Source organism: Maricaulis sp., assembly GCF_030149515.1.
GTDB lineage: Bacteria > Pseudomonadota > Alphaproteobacteria > Caulobacterales > Maricaulaceae > Maricaulis.
In genome coordinates this window covers 36,255-58,114 of record NZ_JASBRI010000012.1, presented here as the reverse complement: position 1 = coordinate 58,114, position 21,860 = coordinate 36,255, and the positions used below count along the sequence as shown (strand labels likewise).

Annotated in this window: 20 protein-coding genes; 12 read left to right on the top strand and 8 right to left on the bottom strand. The window is 64.3% G+C overall.

Annotated elements, in window-relative coordinates; all coding sequences use genetic code 11:
• Window positions 1-57: 57 nt before the first annotated feature.
• Window positions 58-1,173, top strand: coding sequence for an anhydro-N-acetylmuramic acid kinase (locus tag Q1U94_RS04945; protein ID WP_300542404.1), 1,116 nt, complete (start codon window positions 58-60; stop codon window positions 1,171-1,173).
• Here Q1U94_RS04945 and Q1U94_RS04940 read toward each other — a convergent pair.
• Window positions 1,157-1,840: an alpha/beta hydrolase gene (locus Q1U94_RS04940; protein WP_300542403.1), complete on the bottom strand. Its 684-nt coding sequence runs from the start codon at window positions 1,838-1,840 to the stop codon at window positions 1,157-1,159. The two genes, Q1U94_RS04945 and Q1U94_RS04940, sit on opposite strands and share 17 nt — an antisense overlap.
• Window positions 1,841-2,049: 209 nt before the next feature.
• Between Q1U94_RS04940 and Q1U94_RS04935 the strand changes: the two genes are divergently transcribed.
• The 11 genes from Q1U94_RS04935 (at window position 2,050) to Q1U94_RS04885 (ending at window position 10,832) form a co-directional block, all read left to right on the top strand.
• Window positions 2,050-2,532 carry an Rrf2 family transcriptional regulator gene (locus tag Q1U94_RS04935; RefSeq protein ID WP_300542401.1) on the top strand — a complete coding sequence of 161 codons (483 nt, stop codon included), beginning with the start codon at window positions 2,050-2,052 and terminating at the stop codon, window positions 2,530-2,532.
• Window positions 2,533-2,534: 2 nt separating this feature from the next.
• The gene (locus Q1U94_RS04930; RefSeq protein ID WP_300542399.1) at window positions 2,535-3,701 is read left to right on the top strand and encodes a cysteine desulfurase family protein; all 1,167 of its coding nucleotides are present in this window, start codon (window positions 2,535-2,537) and stop codon (window positions 3,699-3,701) included.
• Window position 3,702: 1 nt separating this feature from the next.
• Window positions 3,703-5,178, top strand: a complete 1,476-nt coding sequence (gene sufB, locus Q1U94_RS04925; protein WP_300542398.1) for a Fe-S cluster assembly protein SufB — start codon at window positions 3,703-3,705, stop codon at window positions 5,176-5,178.
• Window positions 5,175-5,672 carry a RidA family protein gene (locus tag Q1U94_RS04920; RefSeq protein ID WP_300542397.1) on the top strand — a complete coding sequence of 166 codons (498 nt, stop codon included), beginning with the start codon at window positions 5,175-5,177 and terminating at the stop codon, window positions 5,670-5,672. The genes sufB and Q1U94_RS04920 overlap by 4 nt, the downstream gene beginning before the upstream one ends.
• Complete coding sequence (locus tag Q1U94_RS04915; RefSeq protein WP_300542396.1) at window positions 5,669-6,163, top strand: cupin domain-containing protein; 495 nt, start codon at window positions 5,669-5,671, stop codon at window positions 6,161-6,163. Before Q1U94_RS04920 ends, Q1U94_RS04915 begins: the two co-directional genes overlap by 4 nt.
• A complete protein-coding gene (sufC, locus tag Q1U94_RS04910; RefSeq protein ID WP_300542395.1) occupies window positions 6,163-6,927 on the top strand; it encodes a Fe-S cluster assembly ATPase SufC in 765 nt (254 codons plus the stop codon). Before Q1U94_RS04915 ends, sufC begins: the two co-directional genes overlap by 1 nt.
• A 214-nt stretch (window positions 6,928-7,141) precedes the next feature.
• The gene (sufD, locus tag Q1U94_RS04905; protein ID WP_300542394.1) at window positions 7,142-8,176 is read left to right on the top strand and encodes a Fe-S cluster assembly protein SufD; all 1,035 of its coding nucleotides are present in this window, start codon (window positions 7,142-7,144) and stop codon (window positions 8,174-8,176) included.
• Window positions 8,173-9,414 carry a cysteine desulfurase gene (locus Q1U94_RS04900; RefSeq protein WP_300542393.1) on the top strand — a complete coding sequence of 414 codons (1,242 nt, stop codon included), beginning with the start codon at window positions 8,173-8,175 and terminating at the stop codon, window positions 9,412-9,414. Before sufD ends, Q1U94_RS04900 begins: the two co-directional genes overlap by 4 nt.
• A gap of 8 nt (window positions 9,415-9,422) precedes the next feature.
• Window positions 9,423-9,866, top strand: a complete 444-nt coding sequence (locus Q1U94_RS04895; protein WP_300542392.1) for an SUF system Fe-S cluster assembly protein — start codon at window positions 9,423-9,425, stop codon at window positions 9,864-9,866.
• Window positions 9,867-9,875: 9 nt separating this feature from the next.
• The gene (locus tag Q1U94_RS04890; protein WP_300542390.1) at window positions 9,876-10,235 is read left to right on the top strand and encodes an iron-sulfur cluster assembly accessory protein; all 360 of its coding nucleotides are present in this window, start codon (window positions 9,876-9,878) and stop codon (window positions 10,233-10,235) included.
• Window positions 10,236-10,241: 6 nt separating this feature from the next.
• A complete protein-coding gene (locus tag Q1U94_RS04885; RefSeq protein ID WP_300542389.1) occupies window positions 10,242-10,832 on the top strand; it encodes a glutathione S-transferase N-terminal domain-containing protein in 591 nt (196 codons plus the stop codon).
• A gap of 58 nt (window positions 10,833-10,890) precedes the next feature.
• On the opposite strand, the gene Q1U94_RS04880 is transcribed toward Q1U94_RS04885, so the two are convergent.
• The 7 genes from Q1U94_RS04880 to Q1U94_RS04850 all read right to left on the bottom strand — a co-directional run bounded on the left by Q1U94_RS04880 (window position 10,891) and on the right by Q1U94_RS04850 (window position 21,819).
• On the bottom strand, window positions 10,891-11,940 hold the full coding sequence (locus Q1U94_RS04880) for a GGDEF domain-containing protein (protein WP_300542387.1): 1,050 nt from the start codon (window positions 11,938-11,940) through the stop codon (window positions 10,891-10,893).
• 154 nt (window positions 11,941-12,094) lie between these two features.
• Complete coding sequence (locus tag Q1U94_RS04875; protein WP_300542386.1) at window positions 12,095-13,426, bottom strand: DEAD/DEAH box helicase; 1,332 nt, start codon at window positions 13,424-13,426, stop codon at window positions 12,095-12,097.
• 112 nt (window positions 13,427-13,538) lie between these two features.
• On the bottom strand, window positions 13,539-14,810 hold the full coding sequence (locus Q1U94_RS04870; RefSeq protein ID WP_300542384.1) for an amidohydrolase family protein: 1,272 nt from the start codon (window positions 14,808-14,810) through the stop codon (window positions 13,539-13,541).
• Window positions 14,810-16,252: an amidohydrolase gene (locus tag Q1U94_RS04865; protein ID WP_300542382.1), complete on the bottom strand. Its 1,443-nt coding sequence runs from the start codon at window positions 16,250-16,252 to the stop codon at window positions 14,810-14,812. The genes Q1U94_RS04870 and Q1U94_RS04865 overlap by 1 nt, the downstream gene beginning before the upstream one ends.
• A 251-nt stretch (window positions 16,253-16,503) precedes the next feature.
• On the bottom strand, window positions 16,504-19,077 hold the full coding sequence (locus Q1U94_RS04860; RefSeq protein WP_300542380.1) for a M14 family zinc carboxypeptidase: 2,574 nt from the start codon (window positions 19,075-19,077) through the stop codon (window positions 16,504-16,506).
• A gap of 78 nt (window positions 19,078-19,155) precedes the next feature.
• Complete coding sequence (parE, locus tag Q1U94_RS04855) at window positions 19,156-21,177, bottom strand: DNA topoisomerase IV subunit B (protein ID WP_300542379.1); 2,022 nt, start codon at window positions 21,175-21,177, stop codon at window positions 19,156-19,158.
• Window positions 21,178-21,216: 39 nt separating this feature from the next.
• Complete coding sequence (locus Q1U94_RS04850; RefSeq protein WP_300542378.1) at window positions 21,217-21,819, bottom strand: hypothetical protein; 603 nt, start codon at window positions 21,817-21,819, stop codon at window positions 21,217-21,219.
• Window positions 21,820-21,860: the final 41 nt, after the last annotated feature.

Sequence of the window (21,860 nt, the reverse complement as noted above, 5' to 3'; positions counted from 1 at the left end):
CTCTCCTGATAGAGGGCTTCTAGGTCGGCACGACAGAACTGAAAAGAGGGTGAGCGCATGAAGCGCGTAATCGGATTGATGAGCGGAACCTCGCTGGACGGGATCGACGCGGCCCTGATCGAGACCGATGGAGAGGCGATTGCCGCATTCGGTCCGGGTGAAACGGTCGAATATTCGCGGGCCGACCGGACGGTATTGCAGGCGGCCGTGGATACGGCGCTCGCCTGGGGTTTTGAGGGGAAGATGCCGGTCTTCGATGCGGCCGAAGACGTGCTGACACGCCGCCATGGCGAACTGGTTGCCAGGCTGATCGGGTCGGCGGGGCTCGAGGCTGCGGATATCGACCTGATCGGCTTTCACGGTCAGACCGTCTTGCACCGTGCGCCGACGGCAGAGCGCGCGGGAAGAACGCTCCAGATCGGCAGCGGCCGTGCACTTGCCGACACGACAGGCATTCCCGTCGTCTTCGACTTCCGCTCCGAAGATGTTGCGCGGGGCGGTCAGGGTGCGCCGCTGGCGACGCTTTATCATGCCGCCCTGGGCGAGCGCAGCGGTCTGGAACGGCCTCTGGCCGTGCTCAATCTCGGTGGCGTGGCGAATGTGACATGGCTGGCGCCGGCCACGGATCCTGTGGCATTCGATACCGGTCCCGCCAACGGGTTGATCGACGCCTGGTGTGCGCGGCACACGGAGCAAAGCTGTGACCGGGACGGCAAGCTGGCGGCGTCAGGCCATATCGATTCCGGGTCACTCGACCGGCTGCTCGCGCATCCCTTTTTTGCAATGAAACCGCCCAAATCGCTGGACCGTTGGGACTTTACGCTTGAGCCGGTCGAACGGCTGGCCGTTGCTGACGGAGCTGCGACGCTGACAGCCTTCACCGCTCAGACAGTGGCCGACGCCATCGGGCAGTTGGGACATCCCAGACGACTGCTGGTGACAGGTGGAGGGCGGCACAATCCCGTGCTGATGCGCATGATCGGCGAACGTCTCGGCACCGTAGCCGAACCGGTGGAAACGGTCGGCTGGCGGGGCGATCTCCTGGAGGCCGAGGCATTTGCCTGGCTCGCGGCCCGGGTCGAGCGTGGCCTGCCGACCAGTCTTCCCTCGACCACGGGCGTGCGGGAACCGGTCAGCGGCGGCCGGCTAGTGCGGCCTAGCGCTTGCCGGTGATCTGACGTTCGGCGCGTTCCTTCTCGACGAGAGGGAGGTGTGTGTCCAGATAGGTTTCGATATGTCCTTCAAGCACTTCGAGATGCTCTGAGAAGAGGTGGTTGGCATCCGGCACGACTTCCGTCGTGATCTCGATCCCCTTCTGCACGCGCACTTTTGACATCACGCGTTCGACATCGTCGGGCGGCACGATCTTGTCGGCGCCGCCATGCACGATGATGCCAGAGGCAGGGCAGGGGGCCAGGAAGGTGAAGTCGTACATATTGGTCGGCGGGGCGACCGAGACGAAGCCGGCGATTTCGGGGCGGCGCATCAGAAGCTGCATGCCGATCCAGGCGCCGAAGGAATGGCCGGCGACCCAGCAGAAGCGGGCGCCCTGGTTATAGCCCTGCACCCAGTCCAGCACCGTGGCGGCGTCGGAGAGTTCGCCCTGGCCCTGATCGTAGCTGCCCTGCGAGCGGCCGACTCCGCGGAAATTGAAACGCAGCGTGGCGAAACCACGCTTGCGGAACACGTCGTACATCATGTCGACGGTGGGGTTTTCCATGTTGCCGCCGCCCAGCGGGTGGGCATGAAGGATGAGGGCAACCGGTGCCGTCTCGTCTTCGCTCGGGCTGTAACGCCCCTCAAGCCGGCCGGCCGGGCCGGGAATGATCACGTCAGGCATTCACACTCGCCTTTTTCGGGTCTTCGGTGTTGATCCTGCGAATATGCGGCAATTCGTCCATTGCGCTTGTGCGACGGTGCGCCCATATTCTTGACTAATCCACTCGGATATTGGACGCGCGTCCCTGCAAGCAGGACCGCCCCCGTTCCGGAATGGCGGGTCTTAGCATGATCGGGCCGCGGGATGCGAGCGTTTAAGGAGGTAAACGCATGAAGCTGAGCACCAAGGGGCGCTATGCGGTGATGGCAATGGCCGATCTCGCCAATGCCAGCGGGGATGGGCCGGTCACGCTGAGCGATATCGCGTCGCGCCAGTCGATCTCCCTGTCCTATCTCGAGCAGTTGTTTGCCAAACTGCGCCGGGCGGACATCGTGTCCTCCATTCGCGGCCCCGGTGGCGGTTATCGCCTGAGCCGCGAACCGGGCGATATTCGCATCTCCGACATCATCGTTGCCGTCGACGAACCGCTGCGTGCAACACGCTGTTCGCAGACCAAGGGCTGCCTGGCCGACGGGCGCCGCTGCGTAACGCACGACCTGTGGGACGAGCTGGGCCGTCATATCTTTCTCTTCCTGTCCTCGATCACGCTGGAGGATGTGCTGGAGCGGCGCCTGCTGGGCGCAGCCAGCGGTGCGACGGGCCGGATGGGACACGGAGCGGCCGGACGGCACGAGCACGCTGCTGCCGAATAGCCATGCGGATCTATCTTGACCACAACGCCACCACGCCGGTGCGGCCGGACGTGATCAGGCTCATGACGGATATCATGGGCGAAACCGGCAATGCGTCCTCGGTGCATGCCGACGGTCAAGCCGCGCTGCGCCGGGTCGAGATCGCACGCCGGCAGGTCGGCAAGGCCCTTTGCGCAAGGCCGGAGGATGTGATTTTCACCGGTTCGGGCACAGAAGCGCTGAACCTGGCACTGAACAGCGCCGTGGCGTCGGCACCGGCGGTGACCATTCTGCATTCGGCCATCGAGCACGAGGCGGTGGCCGCGACGGTGCAGGCGCTGGGCGTGCCGGTTGAGGAGATTCCGGTGACGCCTCAGGGTATTGCCGATCTGGGCTGGCTGGAAGACCGGCTGGCGCACTGGGACGGGGATCGCGACGGACGCCCGGTCCTGGCGCTGATGCTGGCAAACAACGAGATCGGTACGATCCAGCCCGTCGCCGGGGCCGTGCGCCTGGTCAGGGACCGCGATGGTCTGGCCGTGGTCGATGCCATCCAGGCCGCCGGCAAGATCCCGGTCGATACAGCCTCGATGGGTAGTGATTATACGGCCATATCGGCACACAAATACGGTGGCCCGCAGGGCGCAGGTGCCCTTATAGCCAACTGCAATGCCACTGTAAGGCGGCATCTTCACGGCGGCGGACAGGAGAAGATGCGGCGTGCGGGCACCCTGAATGTCGCGGGTATCGCCGGTCTGGGCCTGGCCCTGGAACAATCTACCGCCGGACTCGGGAATTTCGCCGAACTGGCCGAAATCCGAGACCGGATGGCGGCGGGGTTGAAGGCCGTGGCCCCGGATCTCCAGATTCTGGGCGAGGGCGCACAGCGTCTGCCGAATACGCTGGGCCTGGCCTTGGCCGGCTGGAAGGGCGAGACCCAGGTCATGGCTCTCGATCTGGCCGGTTTCTCGATCTCCGCCGGTGCGGCCTGTTCCTCGGGCAAGGCCCACGGATCGAAAATCGGCAATGCGGTCGGGCTCGACAAGAGCACTTCGCTCGGATTCGTGCGTGTGAGCCTGGGTTGGAATTCCACGGCGGATCAGGCAGACGCCTTCGTCGAGGCTTGGAGCGAGGCTTTCCGGCGCGCCTGTCCCGCATCGAACACGAAAACTCTAAACGCGGTGAGCTGATATGCCTGCGGTCAAGGAAACCATCGAAGACGTCAAGAAGCTCGAGGCCGACAAGTACAAGTACGGCTTCACGACGGATATCGAACAGGAATTCGCGCCCAAGGGGCTGAGCGAGGAAACCGTGCGTTTCATCTCGGCCAAGAAGGGCGAGCCCGACTGGATGACGCAGTGGCGTCTGAAGGCCCTGGAGCGCTTCTTTGAAATGAAGGAGCCCGACTGGGCGAAGGTGAAATATCCGCCGATCGATTTCCAGGACATCTACTATTACGCCGAACCCAAGAGCGGCGCGAAATACGACAGTATCGACGACGTACCGGAAGAAATCCTGGCCGATTTCGAGAAACTGGGCATTCCGCTGAAAGAACAGGAGGTCCTCCTCGGCGTGAAGGGCTCGGAAAACCGGGTTGCCGTGGATGCCGTATTCGACTCGGTCTCCGTGGCCACGACCTTCAAGAAGGAACTCGCCAAGGCAGGCGTGATCTTCTGTTCGATCTCCGAAGCCCTGCGCGATCACCCGGATCTCGTGCGCAAATATCTCGGCTCCGTCGTGCCGGCCTCGGACAATTATTTTGCCACGCTGAACACGGCGGTCTTCTCCGACGGCTCCTTCGTCTATGTGCCGCCGGGTGTGAAGTGCCCGATGGAACTGTCGACCTATTTCCGCATGAATGCGGAAGGCACCGGCCAGTTCGAACGTACGCTGATCATCGCCGACAAGGGCGCCTACGTGTCCTATCTGGAAGGCTGCACGGCGCCGATGCGCGACGAGAACCAGCTCCATGCCGCCGTGGTGGAACTGGTTGCGCTGGACGATGCGGAAATCAAGTATTCCACCGTGCAGAACTGGTGGCCGGGCGACGAAAACGGCAAGGGGGGCGTCTATAATTTCGTCACGAAGCGGGGAGACTGCCGCGGCCGGAATTCGAAAATCTCCTGGACCCAGGTCGAGACCGGTTCGGCGATCACTTGGAAATATCCGTCCTGCATCCTGCGCGGCGACAATTCGCGCGGCGAATTCTACTCCATTGCCGTCACCAACGGACATCAGCAGGCCGATACGGGCACCAAGATGATCCATCTGGGCAAGGGCACGACCAGCCGCATCATCTCCAAGGGGATTTCCGCGGGTACGTCGGACCAGACCTATCGCGGCCTTGTTTCGATCCACGCGAAGGCCGAGGGTTCGCGCAATTTCACCCAGTGCGACAGCCTGTTGATCGGCGACAAGTGCGGTGCCCACACCGTGCCCTATATCGAGTGCAAGACGCCGAAATCCGTCCTGGAACACGAGGCGACGACCACGAAATTGTCCGAAGATCAGCTCTTCTACGCCCGCCAGCGCGGCCTCGGTGAAGAGGCGGCAACCGCACTCCTGGTCAACGGGTTCGTGCGCGAGGTGCTGCAGGAATTGCCGATGGAGTTCGCGGTCGAGGCCCAGAATCTCCTGAAGGTGAGCCTGGAAGGGAGTGTGGGATGACCGTGTGCCGCTACGTCGCCTTGGCCGGCCTTTGCGCGGCTCTGACAGGGTGTGTCGTCGTTGCCGACCGCGGATCGGCGGAGACCGGCGTGCATCGCGCGCCGCCACTGGAAACCTGGCGCGTCGACGACCTGCCGGACTGGGCTCCGTTCTCGTCGGTCGTGCGCGGTGGCGATACCCTCTATGTATCGGGGCATCTGGGACGCTTGCCGGGTGGCACTACGCTGATCGAGGGCGGCGCCGGACCCGAGACGACGCGTACCATCGCCAATATCGCACGCTCCCTGAGACTGGCCGGGGCCTCGCTTGACGATGTCACCAGCTGCACTGTCTATCTCACCGACATGTCCGACTATCAGGTCATGAACAACGCCTATGCGGCTGCTTTCGGCGACCACCGGCCGGCCCGGGTCACGGCGGGCGTGCAGGAGCTGGCCCTGGGCGCGGCGGTCGAGATCGACTGTATCGCCTATGCACCGGAGGGAGAGCGATGAGCCGTTCCCCCGTTGCCCATATCGACGACATCGCCATGACGGATACGGCCCATGGCGAGACATTCGGTGCCAAGCTGGGCCGGATCGGGCCGCAGGTCGGCATGGACCAGCTGGGCTGCATGCTGACCGTTGTGCCGCCGGGCAAGCGTGCCTTTCCGCGTCATAATCATCATGTGCTCGAAGAGGCGATCGTGATCCTGGACGGCGAGGGCGAATACCGGCTGGGCGAAAAAACCTATCCGGTGCGGGCCGGCCATGTGATGGCAGCACCGGCGGGTGGCATCGAGCGGGCGCACCAGCTGGTCAACACCGGCAGCAGCGATCTGAAATACCTGTGTTTCTCGACCATGCAGGGTGTCGATATTGTCGAATACCCTGACAGCGGCAAGGTCGCCGCGGTGCGCTGGTCGGATGCTTCCGGCGATGCGCCGGACTTCATGCACCGCGCCTATCGGGGCGAGCCCGTGGACTATTGGGAAGGTGAAGAATAGTGCTGAAAATCGATAATCTCCACTGTCAGGTCGACATTCAGGACGGCGAGGACAAGCCGATCCTCAAGGGTGTTTCGCTGGACGTTCCGGCCGGCGAAGTGCACGCCATCATGGGGCCGAACGGGTCGGGCAAGTCGACCCTGTCCTATGTGCTCACCGGCCGTGAGGGCTATGAGGTAACGCAGGGCTCGATGACGTTCGACGGCGAGGATCTGGCCGAACTGGAACCGGAGGAGCGGGCCGCGCTGGGCCTTTATCTCTCCTTCCAGTACCCGGTGGAGATTCCGGGCGTTCCGACCATGACCTTCCTGAAAGAGGCCCTGAACGCCCAGCGCGCGGCACGTGGCGAGGACGAGGTTTCCGCACCGGAATTTATGAAGCTGATCCGGGAACGGGCCAAACGGCTGGGCGTGGAAATGGACATGCTCAAGCGTGCCGTGAATGTGGGTTTTTCCGGCGGCGAGAAGAAGCGCATGGAAATCCTCCAGGCGCTGGTGCTGGAGCCGAAATTCCTGATCCTGGACGAAACGGATTCGGGCCTGGATATCGACGCCCTGAAAACCGTTGCCGATGGCGTCAACGCCCTGCGCGCGCCCGATCGCGGCATGCTGGTGATCACCCACTATCAGCGCCTTTTGGACCACATCACGCCGGACGTCGTGCACATCATGGCAAATGGCAGGATCGTTAAGTCCGGCGGTCCCGAGCTCGCCAAGGAGCTCGAGGCGGAAGGCTATGACAAGTATCTCGGCGAGGCGGCGTGATGTTCTTTTCGCCTTCACCTCATTTGTCATCCCGGCCGGATACCCCGCAAAAGCGGGGTGCAGAGCCGGGACCCATAATCCCGGTGTTGCACGCTTGTCCCCGGACAGCGAGCCTGCTTCCGACCCGCATCGGCGCGTATGGGTCCCGGATCTTCGCCCGGCTCAAGGCCGGGCATGCGTCCGGGATGACAGCGTTTGAAACCGGAGTGAGCGCATGACAGCCACCACACTCACTCATACCCCCGCCGAAACGGCCCTCATCACCGCGCTGGACGGCGCCACGGGCTGGCGCGCGCAACTGCGCGAGGCGACCCGCGAGCAGGGTTTGCCGACCAAGCGCCACGAATTGTGGAAATGGTCGGACCTGCGCCGTGCGGCGAACGATATCGAAGCGCCGGGCAAGCTGGTCGTCGAGGGGCTGGACGATGCGGTCTTGCGCCCGGATGACGGCGCCCGTCTGAACCTCGTTCTGACGGCGAAACCGGGTGCCAGCGCGGCCGATACCGAGATCGTAGTGCCGGCCGGTCATGCGGTGACCCTGGTCGAGCACTACCGGGCCGAAGCCGGCGCGCTGGGTAATTGGCACCTAAAGATCACGCTTGAGCCGGGTGCGCGGCTGGACCGCATCTGCGTGGCCGCAGCTGCGCCGGAAGGCGTGTTCATCGCTTCAGCCGAAATCCTGCTGGAGCCGGGTGCACAGCTCAATCAGCGCACGCTGGATTTCGGCGCGAAGCTGTCGCGCATGGAAACCCATATCACCCATCCCGGCGAGGGAGCCGAAGTGGATCTGGGCGGGGTCTATCTGCTCGCGGCCGGACATCATGCCGACACCACGACCTTCGTGCGCCACACCGGACCGGGCGGGCAGACCCGGCAGCTGGTCAAGGGTGCCGCCGCCGCACATGGCCATGGCGTCTTCCAGGGCAAGTTCATCGTCGACCGTATTGCCCAGCAGACCGATGCACGCATGACGCACCGGGCTTTGATGCTGGACGAGCGCGCCGAGATCGATGCCAAGCCGGAACTGGAGATTTACGCCGATGACGTTCAGTGCGCGCATGGTAATGCCTTGGGCGCCATAGACGAAACGGCGCTTTTCTATATGCGGCAGAGAGGTCTGCCCGCCTCCCGGGCCCGGGCACTGCTGATCGAGAGCTTCCTGGCCGAACCGCTGGACGGTATCGCCGGCGAAACGCTGCGCGAGACGCTGAAGGGCGAGCTGCGCGAACGGCTGGAGGCCTTGTCGTGACCCATCAGGCCAAAATCCCCGGTGCCCTGAACGTCGAGGCCATTCGCGGCGAATTTCCGATCCTCGAGCGCGAGATCAACGGAAAGCCGCTGGTCTATCTCGACAATGCCGCATCGGCCCAGAAGCCGGAGTTCGTCATAGAGAGCGTGGCGGGCGTTTACCGTGCCTCCTATGCCAATGTGCACCGCGGACTGCACACGCTGGCCAACGAGACCACCGAGGCCTTCGAGGCGGCGCGAGAGGATGTGCGGCGTTTTCTCAATGCGCCGTCGGCCGATCAGATCGTCTTCACCCGCGGGTCCACCGAGGCGATCAATCTGGTTGCCCACTCATTCTGCCAGAAGCTGGCGCCGGGCGATGAGATCATTATCTCCCAGATGGAGCATCACTCGAATATCGTGCCGTGGCGTTTGGCGTGTGATGCCGGAGGCTTAGTCCTGAAATGGGTGCGCGTGACCGATACCGGCGAGCTGGATTACGAACATCTGGCAGACCTGGTCAACGAGAAGACCCGGCTGATCGCGCTTACCCACATGTCCAACGTGCTGGGCACGGTCAACGATACCGCCCGGATCAGGACGATCGCCAGCCATCACGACGTGCCGGTCCTGCTGGACGGGTCGCAGTCTGCCGTACACCTGCCCGTCGATGTGCAGGCGCTCGATTGCGACTTCTTCGTTTTTACCGGCCACAAGCTCTACGGACCCTCCGGCATCGGCGCGCTTTACGCCAGGGGCGACTGGCTGGAGCGTCTGCCGCCCTTCATGGGAGGGGGGGAAATGATCGCCGACGTCTTCGAAACGCATGTGACCTTCGCCGACGCGCCGCACAAGTTCGAGGCGGGCACGCCGGCGATCGCCGATGCGATCGGGCTGGGCGCTGCGATCCGCTGGGTCGAGCGGCATGACCGCACGGCCATCATGGAACATGAGCGGGCCCTGATGGACCGCGCCGTGGCCGGCCTGTCGGAGATTGACGGGTTGCGCATCATCGGCACCGCCCAGGACAAGGGCGCGATCATCAGTTTCGACATGGCTGGGGCGCACCCGCACGATATTGCCCAGATCCTCGACAAGTACGGCGTGGCCGTGCGCGCCGGCCATCACTGCGCCCAGCCGCTGATGGCGCGCATGGGGGTCAGCGCGACGGCGCGGGCGAGTTTTGCGATCTACAATACGATGGATGAGGCCGATGCGTTCGTGGACGCATTGAAAAAGTCCCGCGAGTTTCTCATTTAGGCAGTGCAATGACCGAGACGACCAACAGAGATGTGATCGACCTCTCCGCCGCGCGGAGTGCGGAACCGGCTTCGACAACCCCGTCGACGCCGGAAGAGGTGGCGAATGCGGTGTCGCCGCCCCCGGGCGAGATTCCGCCCGAGGAGCTGGCGCGGATCACCGACGATGTCGTGGCGGCGCTGAAGACCGTCTACGATCCGGAAATCCCGGTCGACATTTACGAGCTGGGCCTCATCTACAAGGTCGACCTGGAGGAGGATGGGACCCTGAAGGTGCAGATGTCGCTGACCGCGCCGGGCTGTCCGGTCGCCGGCGAGATGCCGGGCTGGGTGCAGGAAGCGGTGGAGAAGGTGGACGGGGTCGACAAGGCACTGGTCGATCTGACCTTCGAACCGCCCTGGACGCCCGATCGCATGTCCGACGAGGCCCGTCTCGCCCTCAACATGTTCTAGGATCGAATTATGGCTCTACGCGAACGCCCTAAGGCCGTCACTCTGACCGATGCCGCTGCCGAGCGCGTCAAGGCCATCATGGCCCAGCGCGGAACCGGCTTCCTGCGCGTCGGCGTGAAGAATGGCGGATGTGCGGGCATGGAATACGAGATGGAGTACGTGGACACCCCGGACGGGCTCGACGAGCGCGTCGAGGACAAGGGCGTGGAGATCGTGCTGGAGTCGAAAGCTCTGCTGTTTTTGCTCGGTACGCAGATAGACTATGAAGTCACGCCGCTTCATGCGAAATTCGTCTTCAACAACCCCAACCAGACCGATGCCTGCGGGTGCGGGGAAAGCGTGACGATCGTTCCTGTGAAGGAAATCTGAGGCGCCATGAAACTCATCATCTCCACCACCTCGCCCTATTCGCGAAAATGCCGCGTCATGGTGCGCGAGCTCGGGCTTGCCGGCCAGGTGGAGGAGGTGGAGGCGCATCCCTTCGACGACGATCCCGACCTGTTGAGCGCCAATCCGCTGGGCCGGGTGCCCTGTCTGATGATGGATGACGGCCAGGCGCTCACGGAAAGCGCGCTGATTGCCGACTACATTGCCGAACAGGCCGGGGATCCGTGGCCGCGCGACTGGAATGACCGGCGCCTGGAGGCGTTGGGCAACGGCCTTCTCGATCTCACCGTGATGCGCCGGGTGGAAATGGTGCGCGACGAAGGCATCCGCTCCGATTTCTGGATCGGCCGCCGCGAGCGCGGCATTCTGCGCGCGCTGGACGAGCTGGAAGCGGGCATGGGGGAGGTCGACAATCCCATGGCGCAGGGACCGCTGACCATGGCAGTGGCCCTGTCCTATCTCGATTTCCGCTATCCGGAGAGCCATTGGCGCGAGAACCGGCCGCAATTGCAGGCCCTGGCCGAGGCCTGGTCGGCCCGGCCGAGTTTCCAGGCAACCCGGCCGCCGGCCGACGGCTGATACGAAAAGGCCGCCCGGAGGGGACGGCTTTCTTCATTCCACTGGATTGGGCTCCGCCTCAGGCGGCGTCGCGGGTGGCGCCAGGCGTATCCGTGGTCGACCGGTTGCGGCCTTCCGTCTTCGACTTGTAGAGATTGGCGTCGGATCGCTCGATGAGTTCCTCGATCGATTCGCCGTCGCGATAAGTGGCAACACCCAGAGAGACGGTGATATTGCCCAAATCCTCATTGGTCGATTTGCGCAGCAACTTCTTCGATTCCACGGTCTTGCGGATGCGTTCGGAAATCTCTGCGGCCGTACCGGCATCGGTATTGGGCATCACGATGCCGAATTCCTCGCCGCCATAGCGGGCGACCACGTGATGCTCCTGGGAATGGCGGGTCAGGCAGCCGGCCACAAAGCGGATGATCTGGTCGCCGGTCTGATGGCCCCAGGTGTCGTTGAAGCGCTTGAAAAAGTCGATATCGCACAGGACCAGGCTGAGCGGCTGTTTCTTGGTTTCTGCCTCGCGCCGGGCGCGTCGCAGGGTCTCGTCGAAACGCTTGCGGTTGGCGATACCGGTAAGGGCATCGGTCATGGCTTCCTGGCGCACCTTCTCCAGGTGCGAGCGCAATTGCGTCACTTCGTTTGAGGTCGCCTGCAGCTTGTCTTCCAGAGCCTGGCTGCGGGCCTGCATGCGGGCCGTGGCCGAGACCAGGGATTCCACCAGGCGGCGCATGCTTTCGGCGTCCTGGGCGTTGTCCAGCTGGCTGGTCGCGCCTTCCAGGGCCTTGCCGTAGGCTGCCGTGTCGCGTTCGGCATCCTGCAATTGCTGCTGGACTGAACCAAGCTCGCGGCACATAGCGCCGCCGCTTTCCAGGATGGCGTCCTGGATGGCCTTCCACTGGAAGTACTGCTCGAACAGGTCGGCGTTCAGATTGTCGGTGAAGGCCTGATCGGTCTCGATGTGCTGGCGCACCGATTCGCAGAGTTCTGGATTGGTGTCGCTGGCGTAGCAGATCCAGACAGCATAATTCTCCGGCGTTGGCGGAACGCCGTACTGTTCCATGAGATCCAGCGCCTTGTGCGCGAACTCACGCCCCTCATTGCCCAGCAGTCGACCGTTCACGAATCTGTCCTTTTCTCGGCAGGCGACCCGTCCCTGCCTGCGTTACGTGGAACGCTAGCCCTGAAAGGAAAAGAAGAGGTAAAAATTGCTCATCAAATATGACAGAGCTGCGGTTGAATGCAGGTGAGCGAAGCCTGCGTGGACGCCGCGACGGTCAGGTCATGAAATCGGGAACGTGGTCGCCGAAACCCACAACGGGACCATCATTGTCTTTGGGTTTCTGTGGTTTGGAAGACGATCTTCGCGAGGGCTTTCGGCTTTTCTCGCCCGCGTCCGTCCCGGCTCTCCTCGTCTCCTGCTTTTTATCCTTGGGGGCGCTACGCGACCGTTTCGGCGGTGCGCTGTCTTCCTTGGCAGGAAGCCCGGCCAGGTCGAGTTCGGGGATGTCCTGCTGGATCAGTTTCAGCACTGCGGACAGGGACTTGTCGTCGGCGGGAGTGGCAATGGTAATGGATTCACCCGTCTTCCCGGCACGTCCGGTCCGGCCGATCCGGTGTACATAATCGTCCGCATGATGCGGTGTGTCATAATTGAAGACATGGCTGACATCGGGAATGTCCAGTCCGCGTGCTGCCACATCGCTGGCGACCAGGAAGCGCAGCTCGCCCGACTTGAAGCCCGCCAGCGTCGCGGTGCGGGCTGACTGGTCCAGATCGCCGTGGATCGGAGCGGCGGAAAAGCTGTGGCGCTGCAGCGAGCGGGCCACGATATCGACGTCGCGCTTGCGGTTGCAGAAAATGATGCCGTTCTTCACGCCGTCGCGATTCATCGCCGCGCGCAGGGCGGCACGCTTGTCCTTGGCAACCGAGGAGTTCAGACGCACCAGGAATTGCTTGATATTGGCGCCGGTCGTGGCCGGGCGGGCGACTTCGACACGTTCCGGATCGTTCAGGAAACGATCGACCAGGCTCTTGATTTCCTTCGGCATCGTGGCCGAGAAGAACAAGACCTGCCGGCGCGGCGGGACCATGTTGAAAATGCGTTCCAGATCCGGGATGAAGCCCATGTCCAGCATGCGGTCAGCTTCGTCGACGACGAGGAATTGCACGCCCGTCATCAGCAATTTGCCGCGCTCGAAATGGTCCAGTAGGCGGCCGGGCGTCGCGATCAGCACATCGGCGCCCTTGTTGAGGATCTCTTCCTGGGGACCGAAGGCGACGCCACCGATCAGCAGCGCCATGGAGAGTTTCTGGCCTTTCGAATAGGTCTCGAAATTCTCCGCCACCTGGGCGGCCAGTTCGCGCGTGGGCGCGATGATCAGCGAGCGCGGCATGCGCGCCTTGGCGCGTCCGCGCGAGAGGCGTTCGATCAGCGGCAGGGTGAAGGAGGCCGTCTTGCCGGTGCCCGTCTGGGCGATGCCGAGGACGTCGCGTCCGGCCAGGGCCGGCGGAATGGCGCCGGCCTGAATCGGGGTCGGCTCGGTATAGCCGGCCGCTTCAATGGCTTCGAGGAGTTTCGGGCTCAGTCCGAGTTCGGCGAACGTCATGGCGTCCTTTGGTCAAGACACTAAGAAGTACGGCCGCGCCGTTATGGCGCGGCCGCAGGTGGGCGCAAAATACGGACACGCTGCGTTGTGTCAACGCAACAGGGCTGAAAGCCTAGTCTCTATAGGCAAATGGCGTGTCGTCCGTGATATTGATGTAACGGTCCCGCAGCCGGGTCTGCCGTGATTCCATCTCCGTCGGCTCGCCATCGATGAATATCGCCGTCGGCGCGCTCATCACTTCCAGCGGGTCGCCATCCCAGACCACGACATCGCCTGCATAACCCGGTGCCAGGGCGCCGTAGCGGTCGCCCACGCCGAAGATTTCGGCCGGGGTGAGGGTGATGGCGCGGAAAGCCGCATTCCAGGCAACGCCGTTGGCCACGGCATTGCCGGCATGCTGGGGCAGCAGGCGTGCATTGAAATACCCGTCTGCGGTGAGGGTGGCATAGGCCACCGTCACGCCGGCGGCGTGGAGCCGTGCGGCGTTTTGCAGCGAGGAGCCGATCGTATCGAAGGATGACGGCAGGTCCTGCAGCGGATCGATGATCGCCGGGATGCCGGCCTCGGCCAGTTCGTCGGCCACGATCCAGGCTTCGGCTGCGCCGGCGATAACGATCTGCAGCGGGGCATTGTCTTCCTGGAAGCGGATTGCCCGGCGGATGTCGGCCGCCCGGTTGACCTGCAAGATCAGTGGCATGCGTCCGCGTGCCACCGGCAGCAATGCGGCCGCGTCGAACCGGTTGAGCGCGTCGCCTTCGTGATCGCCGGCGAAACGGCCCGGATAGCCGCGCGCATCGGCGAGGGCGGCTTCCAGATAGGCCCAGGCCGCCGGACGCGAACCGCCGGCTTCGCTGGCCCCGGACTGCGACAGGTCAGCCACGACGAAACTGCCGCTCTGGAACAAGGAATCCGCGGCTCCGGACGTGTCGATCAGCGCACCGTGGCCGGCAAAGATATTGTGTCCGGTCGACGGGAACAGCGCCGCCCGGGTGAGGCCTTCGATCCGGTTGGAGGCGATGTGCGTACCGGCCGGATTGAAGCCGTCGGCCACGTCCAGCGCGACGGAGAACGGGCTTTCGCCGGCACTGTGGTCGGTGGTGGACCCCTCCAGCGCGACCTCGATCAGCCCAAGCTGGGAATAGGGAGCGAAGAGGCCGGGTGTGATCCAGCCGCCTTGGGCATCGATCACCGTGGCGTCGGAGGGCACGTCTGCGCCCGTACCGACCGCAACGATATCGCCGTCGCGAATGACCACCGTCGCGTTCTCCAGAATGCCACTATCGGTATTGGTGACCACGCGGCCATTGGTGACGGCGTAGGTCTGGGCGGCGGCGGGCGCTGCGAGCGTCAGGCCGACCGCCAGGGCTGAAATCAGCTGTCTCATTACTGCTCTCCTTCGCCGGGCTGGCCGAGCATGAAGTCGCGGACGGGCTGTAGGTCTTCATTGCGGCGGTCATAGCTGAGTGCGCCGTCGATCCACACCTGATCGGCCCGTGTGTAGGTGGAGTAGGGATTGCCGGACCACAGGACGATATCCGCGCGCAGGCCTTCCTGCAGGGCGCCCGTCTGATCGCCGATACCCAGCGCGTGCGCCGGATTGGAGGACACCCAGCTCCAGGCCTCCGCCTCGGAAATGTCCAGACCGGCGCGGCGGCCGTCGCCGAGCGCCTTGGCGATTTCCTGGTTCAGCCGCTGGATGCCGTTGTCGTCGTCGGAATGGATCATGGCACAGGCGCCGTTTGCGTGCGTCATGGCCAGGTTTTCGCGAACGCTGTCATAGGCTTCCATCTTGAAGCCGCCCCAATCGGCCCACACGGCGGCACACGAGCCCGCCTCGGCCAGGAGGTCCGGGATCTTGTAGGCTTCGACCGCATGGTGGAAGGTCGTGACCTGATAGCCGAACTCCTCCGACATATCGATGACCTGGGCCATCTGGTCGGCGCGATAGCAGTGCATCTGCACCAGAATCTCGCCCTCCAGCACACCCATCAGCGTGTCCAGTTCCAGGTCCTGGGTCGGCGGATCGGCATCCTCGCCGGCTTCCGCCTCGGCCCAGTATTCCTCCCAGCTGTCGCGATAGTCCGATGCCCGGATCCAGGACGCCCGATAGCCGGCCATATTGCCCATGTCGGTCGCCGGCGAGCGGCCGCGGTTGCCGTACACGCGCGACGGGTTTTCGCCGCAGGCCATTTTCAGGGTGTAGGGCGCATCGGGAAACTTCATTTCCTGCACGGTGCGTGCGGCCACATTGCGCAGGGTGATGCCGCGGCCGCCGAACAGATTGGCCGAACCGGGCAGGATGTGCAGCGTGGTCACACCCCCGGCGAGGGCGTGTTCGAAGCCGGGGTCCTGCGGCCAGACCGAGTGTTCGGCCCAGACTTCCGCGGTCACCGGTTCGGTCGCCTCATTGCCGTCGCTGTGGGCATTGGCGCCGGGCGAGGGATAGACGCCCAGATGCGAGTGGATGTCGATGATGCCGGGCGTGACATAACGGCCGGCCGCGTCGATCACCGTGGCGCCTTCGGGCGCTTCCAGACCGGTTCCCACGGCCGCGATCCGGCCGTTCTCGATCAGTACGTCGCCATTGTCGATCTGTCCGCCTACACCGTCGAGCACGGTGCCGCCACGGATCAGGGTGACGCCGCTCGGGCGCGGCCGGTAGGTCGACGGGTACGGATCCAGATTGATCCGGACGATCTCGCCGTCGCCGGAATCGGATCCGTTTGTGCCGCCATTGTCGGACGGTTCGGAACCGCCATTGCAGGCGGCCAGCGCAAACGCGGCGGTCAATGCCGCTGCGGCTGGCAGGCTTGCTGTCAGTTTCATTGCGATATCCCCATTGGCACCCGCCGACACTCCCTGGCGGGCGAAGAGGGCCGATTGAACGCGCTTCGTGGGCGAGCGTCAAATGACGAAACCGGACATGGCCGGGGAAAACCGTCCTGGGCAGCAGGTTCAGCCGAACAGGATTTCCAGACGCGTACGCATACCGGCGGCGATCGTGTGACGGTCCGCGGGCACCAATCCTGTTGAATGGTACAAACGGCCGGCCCGGACACCCGGGCCGGCCGGCCTTGTCAGTAATCGCCGCGGGCGCGATCGATCAGCCCGCCGAAGAAGACGGCATTCATGAACATTTTCTCGTTGCCGCGATATGTGGCGCGGAAGTTCGGATTGTCGGCGAACAGGATCACCGTGCCCGAACCCAGCCGCTGCGCCACCACGGCCGGCGTGCCGCCGATCTCGTCCCGGCGCCGCTGGGAGGCATAGCCCGACAGCAGCGGGGCGTCGGTATATTCCACCACCACGGCGAAGGGGTCGTCCTCGGGTCGTTCCAGGGTAAGCGTGGTGTTGCGGTGCAGCGCGAGGAAGCGGTCAGCATAGCCGAAACCGATCGGGTGCGTCGTGTCCAGATCGCCCGCGAACAGGGCCCCGCCGATGACGTGTTCGGCGTCGTCGATGGCCATGTCGGCATAATTGCGGCGTTCCAGCGGTTCCGCTTCCGCTTCGTCTTCCTCCTCGGCCGCTTCCACCCCGAGGAAGGCGCCCTGGGCCATCTCGGCGGCCTGCCGCGTGGCGACGAGAATGCCGCCGTCTTCGCGAATCCACTGCGCGATGCGGTCCCGCGCCGCCTCGGGAAGGCTCGTATTTCCGCCGCCGACGATGACCAGGTGGGTGTAACGCGACCAGTCCAGCCCGGAGATCTCGTCCTTGCGGCGCAATGTCACCGGGATATGCATGCGGTGATCGAGCTGGTGCCAGACTTCGCCGGCATCATAGCTGGTCAGTCCGTCGCCGAAGAGAAGCAGCACTTCCGGTCGCTCGACCGAGCGGAAACCGCTGGAATCGCCCAGATCGGGCGAACCGCCCGCCGTCGATCCCGAGGTGACCGAATAGACCGCCACACCGTCTTCCGTGGCCGCCCGGGCAACCAGGTCGTGGATGGCGCGGCGGCCCAGTTCCTGACCGACCAGCGGCACGAAGACGGCGCCGGGACCGAATTCGAGATCGCCCTGGGGGGTCGAAATGGTCGCCGGTTCGGTGGCCACGCGCACGCGGATATCATTGTCGAGCAGACGATAGAGCGCGCGCGGGGCGTAATAGTCCGACCAGCGCAGGACATAGCCGTAGGAGGAGGGCTCCGGTGCCTCGCGGCCGATCGGGGCCGGCTCCACCGCCTCGCCGAGCAGGCCGGCATTGAACCGTCCGCCCAGGGCCGCGTAGTCGAGATCGTAAGCCAGCGGCAGGGTCCAGCCGGACACGTCGTAGAACACATTCTCCTCGAATTCGGTGACGCGGTCGAAGATGGAGCGGATCATCGTGTATTGCGGCTGGGCCAGTTCGACCACATAGGCCTCTCCGGCACGATAGGCCTGCTCGTCGATCTCCACATCGCGCGCCAGCGCGTTGACGCGGATATCGTGGCGGTCGAGCAGGTCGAGGAAGAAGGCCGCCCGCACCGGATCGCCTTCGGCGGTGAAGACGAAGGCCCGGTCATCGTCATTGCGCGCCTGGCGCATCGCATCATTGAAGAACTGGCGCTGATAGGCGCCGATCTCGTCGCGCTGGGCGAGGGCGCCGGAGACGGTTGTCAGCGAGGTGCGAAAATGCGTGCGCACATTGTCGGCATGGCGCACCAGGCCGCGATCGGCCTCGATCAGGCCGCCGCGTGCCGCGCCGACCTCGAACAGGATGCCCAGCGAGCCATTCACCTGGGGATAGGTCGAGCCCTTGCCGACATAGAAGTTGTCGAAGCCTTCCTCTGACGTATAGAGCCGGGCCTCGCTGTCGAGGAAGTTGATGTGGTGCTGGGCGATGCCGCGGGTCAGTTCGCGGGCGCGTTCCGGGATCAGCGGATTGCGCCGGCGCGGTTCGCCGGGGTGGAAGTAGAACGTGCTCTCGGTACCCATTTCGTGGAAATCGGCCGAGACCATCGGTTTCCAGCGATGCCACTGCCTCAGCCAGGCTTGGCTTTCCGGCTGGGTCTGCAACAGCCATTGCCGGTTGAGATCGAACCAGTAGTGATTGGTGCGCGCTTCGGTCCACAGATTGTGCTGTTCATGATCCGGATCGGTGACGGGCACCGTGCCGCCGAACGTCTCGACATGATTGACCCGGCGCGAATGGCCGTCCGGATTGAAGATCGCCGTGATCAGGATCACCGCCTCGCGCAGATCGGCCTCGATCTCCAAGCCTTCCGCGGCGGCGTAGTGGTAGAGGGTGGGGATGGCCGCATCCATGCCGGCCGATTCGGCGCCGTGGACGCCGTAATTGAGCCAGACCACGGCAGGCAAGTCGGCCGGCTGGGCGCCCGGTTCCAGCTGGGCGAGATGGGCTTCGCGAATCGCGTCCAGCCGGGCGTGGTTCTCCGGCGAGGTGACCACGAAGAACAGGATGGGCCGGCCTTCGTGGGTATGCCCGATGGTCTCCACGGTGATCCGGTCGGAGAGCTCTGCCAGCTGGGTAAGATACGTCACCATCTGGTCGTGCCGCACCGGCCTCTCGCCGACACCGAAGCCCAGAACGTCCTCCGGCGCGGGGACGCTCTCGTCATAGGGCATGGCGTCAACCTGGTAGAATTCGATCGGTTCGGCGTGTGCCAGCGAAGTCATCGCGGCGAGCGCACCGGCAAGTGCGGTCAGTCGGACCATGTCTCTCCCCTTGTATCCGTTCGGGAAGGAAGCTAGCGCCGTAGCGGCCCGAGGCCAATGCGCGAAGGTGTGCTTGGTCTAAAGATCCAGCTCCGCTTCGTCGACAAAGGCCGCATTGTCCTGGATGAATTTGAAGCGCGCTTCCGGCTTCTTGCCCATCAGGGTCTCTACCAGCTGATCCAGTGTCGGCAGGTCGTTCTCGTCGATCACCACCCGTGCCAGCGTGCGCTTGTCCGGATCCATCGTGGTTTCCTTGAGCTGGGCCGGTGTCATTTCGCCCAGACCCTTGAACCGGCCCACCTCGACCTTGGCATTGGCCTTGAACTCGTCGCGGACGATCTGTTCGCGGTGCGCATCGTCGCGGGCATAGAGCGTGCGCGAGCCCTGGGTGAGCCGGTAGAGCGGCGGCTGGGCCAGGAAGAGACGGCCGGAATGGATGAGTTCCGGCATGGAGCGGTAGAAGAAGGTGATCAGCAGTGCGGCGATATGGGCACCGTCGACATCGGCGTCGGTCATGATGACGACGCGTTCATAGCGCAGATCGTCCAGATTGAAACGCGATCCGGTCTGACAGCCCAGCGCCTGCAGGAGGTCGGAGATTTCCTGGTTGGCGGCGATCTTGTCGGCTGTGGCCGAGGCGACGTTCAGGATTTTGCCGCGCAGCGGCAGGATGGCCTGGGTCTGGCGCGAGCGCGCCTGTTTCGCAGACCCGCCGGCCGAGTCGCCCTCGACGATGAACAGCTCGGTACCCTCCGAACCGGCGCGCGAACAGTCGGCCAGTTTGCCAGGAAGGCGCAGACGGCGTGAGGCGGTCTGTCGTTTGACGTTTTTTTCCTTGCGCCGCCGCATGCGCTCGTCGGCGCGCTCGATTGCGAATTCGACCAGTTTGGCGGCTTCCTTGGGTGCGCCGGCCAGCCAGTGGTCGAACTGGTCGCGCACCGCGGTTTCCACCAGTTTGGTGGCCTCGGGGGTGGCCAGACGTTCCTTGGTCTGGCCCTGGAATTCCGGATCGCCGATGAAGACCGAAACCAGTGCGCCAGCCCCGCCCAGAACGTCGTCGGGCGTGATATTGGCCGCCTTCTTGGCATGGGTGTGTTCGGCATAGGCGCGCAGGCCCTTGGTCAGCGCCGCGCGCAGGCCCTGCTCGTGGGTGCCGCCCTGGGGCGTGGGTACGGTGTTGCAGTAGGACTGGCAGAATCCGTCGGCCTCGCTGCCATAGCCGTTGGCCGACCAGGTTACGGCCCATTCCACACCGCCGGCGCCGTCCTCGCGCTCGACACGGCCGGCGAAGACGTCGGCCGTGATCAGCGAGCTCTTCGCCGCGAGTTCGCTCATCCGGTCGGCGAGGCCGCCGGGAAAGCAGAGCAGGTCTTCGGACGGGATATCAGTACCGTCCACGAGGCCTGGCGCACAGCGCCACTGAATCTTCACGCCGCGCCGCAGGTAGGCCTTGGAACGGGCCATGGCATAGACCCGGGCCGGCTTGACCTGCATCTTCTCGCCGAAGATCTGGGTATCGGGCCTGAAGCGGATCCTGGTGCCGCGCCGGTTGGGAGCCGGGCCGACCTTTTCCAGCTTGCCCTGGGGCAGGCCCCGGGAAAATATCTGACGCCACAGGGTCTTGTCGCGGGCGACCTCGACTTCGAGCTGTTCGGACAGCGCGTTCACCACCGATACGCCCACCCCGTGCAGGCCGCCGGACGTCTTGTAGGCACTGTCGGAAAACTTGCCGCCGGCATGTAGAATGGTCATCACAACTTCGAGCGCCGACTTGTCGGGATATTTCGGGTGCGGGTCGACGGGAATGCCGCGGCCATTGTCGGTCACGGTGATATAACCGTCCTCGCCGACCACGACCTCGATACGGTCGGCCCAGCCGGCCACGGCCTCGTCCATAGAATTGTCGAGGATTTCCGCAAACAGGTGGTGGAAGGCGCGCTCGTCCGTGCCGCCGATATACATGCCGGGCCGGCGCCGCACGGCCTCTAGGCCTTCGAGCACCTCGATATGCGCGGCCGAATAGCCGGGAGCAGGAGCCTTCTCCGGCGAGGGGGCGGGGGCGCCGCCGAACAGGTCGTTTTCAGAGTTTTGCGAAGACATGTGCCCAACATGCACGAGTCGGGCGCCGACCGGTATTTTTCAGAGCAGCCAGAAGCGGCGCGACAGGCGGCGTTCGCAGCGATCGATCTGGCTCTGATAGCGGTTGGCGTCGCGCGCCACCGTGTCGGCGGCCCGGATCAGCCAGCCCTTGCCGCGATAGGTGCCACGATTATAGCCGCCATGACCTTCGTGATAGGTCAGATAGAGCTCGCGGGCCTGATAGGGCTGTACGCCCGACAATTGGCGGCTCTTCGACGCGTACCAGCCGACAAAATCCACGGCATCGTCGAAATCGTCGCGGTCGGCGCCGCGGCGGCCGGTGTCCTCGCGGTACCAGTCCCAGGTCTGGTCGAGTGCCTGGGCGTAGCCATAGGCGCTGGAGGGACGGGTCGTCGGGATGATGCCCAGGAGGCGGTTGCGGGCAGGACGGGCATGGGCGTTGAAGCTGGATTCGCGGCGCAGGATCGCCAGCTGCACGCCAGGCGGAACGCCCCAACGGCGTTCCGTGCGCTGCAGGGCGCGCCACCAGGAGCGATTGTCTTCCAGGATCAGGCAGGCATCGGTTACCTGGTCCGGCGGCCGGTGGCCGCAGGCGGTGACGCCGAGGACGGCGCATAGAAGAACGAGGCCTGCACGTGTCATGCGTGCAAGCCTCGCTCAACAGGGTTAACCGGCAGTTGCCG

What these genes read in the sequence shown, in the direction of transcription:
- Q1U94_RS04945 (WP_300542404.1), top strand. Translation starts at nt 58, where the DNA reads ATGAAGCGCGTAATCGGATTGATGAGCGGAACCTCGCTGGACGGGATC.
- Q1U94_RS04940 (WP_300542403.1), bottom strand. Translation starts at nt 1,840, where the DNA reads ATGCCTGACGTGATCATTCCCGGCCCGGCCGGCCGGCTTGAGGGGCGT.
- Q1U94_RS04935 (WP_300542401.1), top strand. Translation starts at nt 2,050, where the DNA reads ATGAAGCTGAGCACCAAGGGGCGCTATGCGGTGATGGCAATGGCCGAT.
- Q1U94_RS04930 (WP_300542399.1), top strand. Translation starts at nt 2,535, where the DNA reads ATGCGGATCTATCTTGACCACAACGCCACCACGCCGGTGCGGCCGGAC.
- sufB (WP_300542398.1), top strand. Translation starts at nt 3,703, where the DNA reads ATGCCTGCGGTCAAGGAAACCATCGAAGACGTCAAGAAGCTCGAGGCC.
- Q1U94_RS04920 (WP_300542397.1), top strand. Translation starts at nt 5,175, where the DNA reads ATGACCGTGTGCCGCTACGTCGCCTTGGCCGGCCTTTGCGCGGCTCTG.
- Q1U94_RS04915 (WP_300542396.1), top strand. Translation starts at nt 5,669, where the DNA reads ATGAGCCGTTCCCCCGTTGCCCATATCGACGACATCGCCATGACGGAT.
- sufD (WP_300542394.1), top strand. Translation starts at nt 7,142, where the DNA reads ATGACAGCCACCACACTCACTCATACCCCCGCCGAAACGGCCCTCATC.
- Q1U94_RS04895 (WP_300542392.1), top strand. Translation starts at nt 9,423, where the DNA reads ATGACCGAGACGACCAACAGAGATGTGATCGACCTCTCCGCCGCGCGG.
- Q1U94_RS04890 (WP_300542390.1), top strand. Translation starts at nt 9,876, where the DNA reads ATGGCTCTACGCGAACGCCCTAAGGCCGTCACTCTGACCGATGCCGCT.
- Q1U94_RS04885 (WP_300542389.1), top strand. Translation starts at nt 10,242, where the DNA reads ATGAAACTCATCATCTCCACCACCTCGCCCTATTCGCGAAAATGCCGC.
- Q1U94_RS04875 (WP_300542386.1), bottom strand. Translation starts at nt 13,426, where the DNA reads ATGACGTTCGCCGAACTCGGACTGAGCCCGAAACTCCTCGAAGCCATT.
- Q1U94_RS04870 (WP_300542384.1), bottom strand. Translation starts at nt 14,810, where the DNA reads ATGAGACAGCTGATTTCAGCCCTGGCGGTCGGCCTGACGCTCGCAGCG.
- Q1U94_RS04865 (WP_300542382.1), bottom strand. Translation starts at nt 16,252, where the DNA reads ATGAAACTGACAGCAAGCCTGCCAGCCGCAGCGGCATTGACCGCCGCG.
- Q1U94_RS04860 (WP_300542380.1), bottom strand. Translation starts at nt 19,077, where the DNA reads ATGGTCCGACTGACCGCACTTGCCGGTGCGCTCGCCGCGATGACTTCG.
- parE (WP_300542379.1), bottom strand. Translation starts at nt 21,177, where the DNA reads ATGTCTTCGCAAAACTCTGAAAACGACCTGTTCGGCGGCGCCCCCGCC.
- Q1U94_RS04850 (WP_300542378.1), bottom strand. Translation starts at nt 21,819, where the DNA reads ATGACACGTGCAGGCCTCGTTCTTCTATGCGCCGTCCTCGGCGTCACC.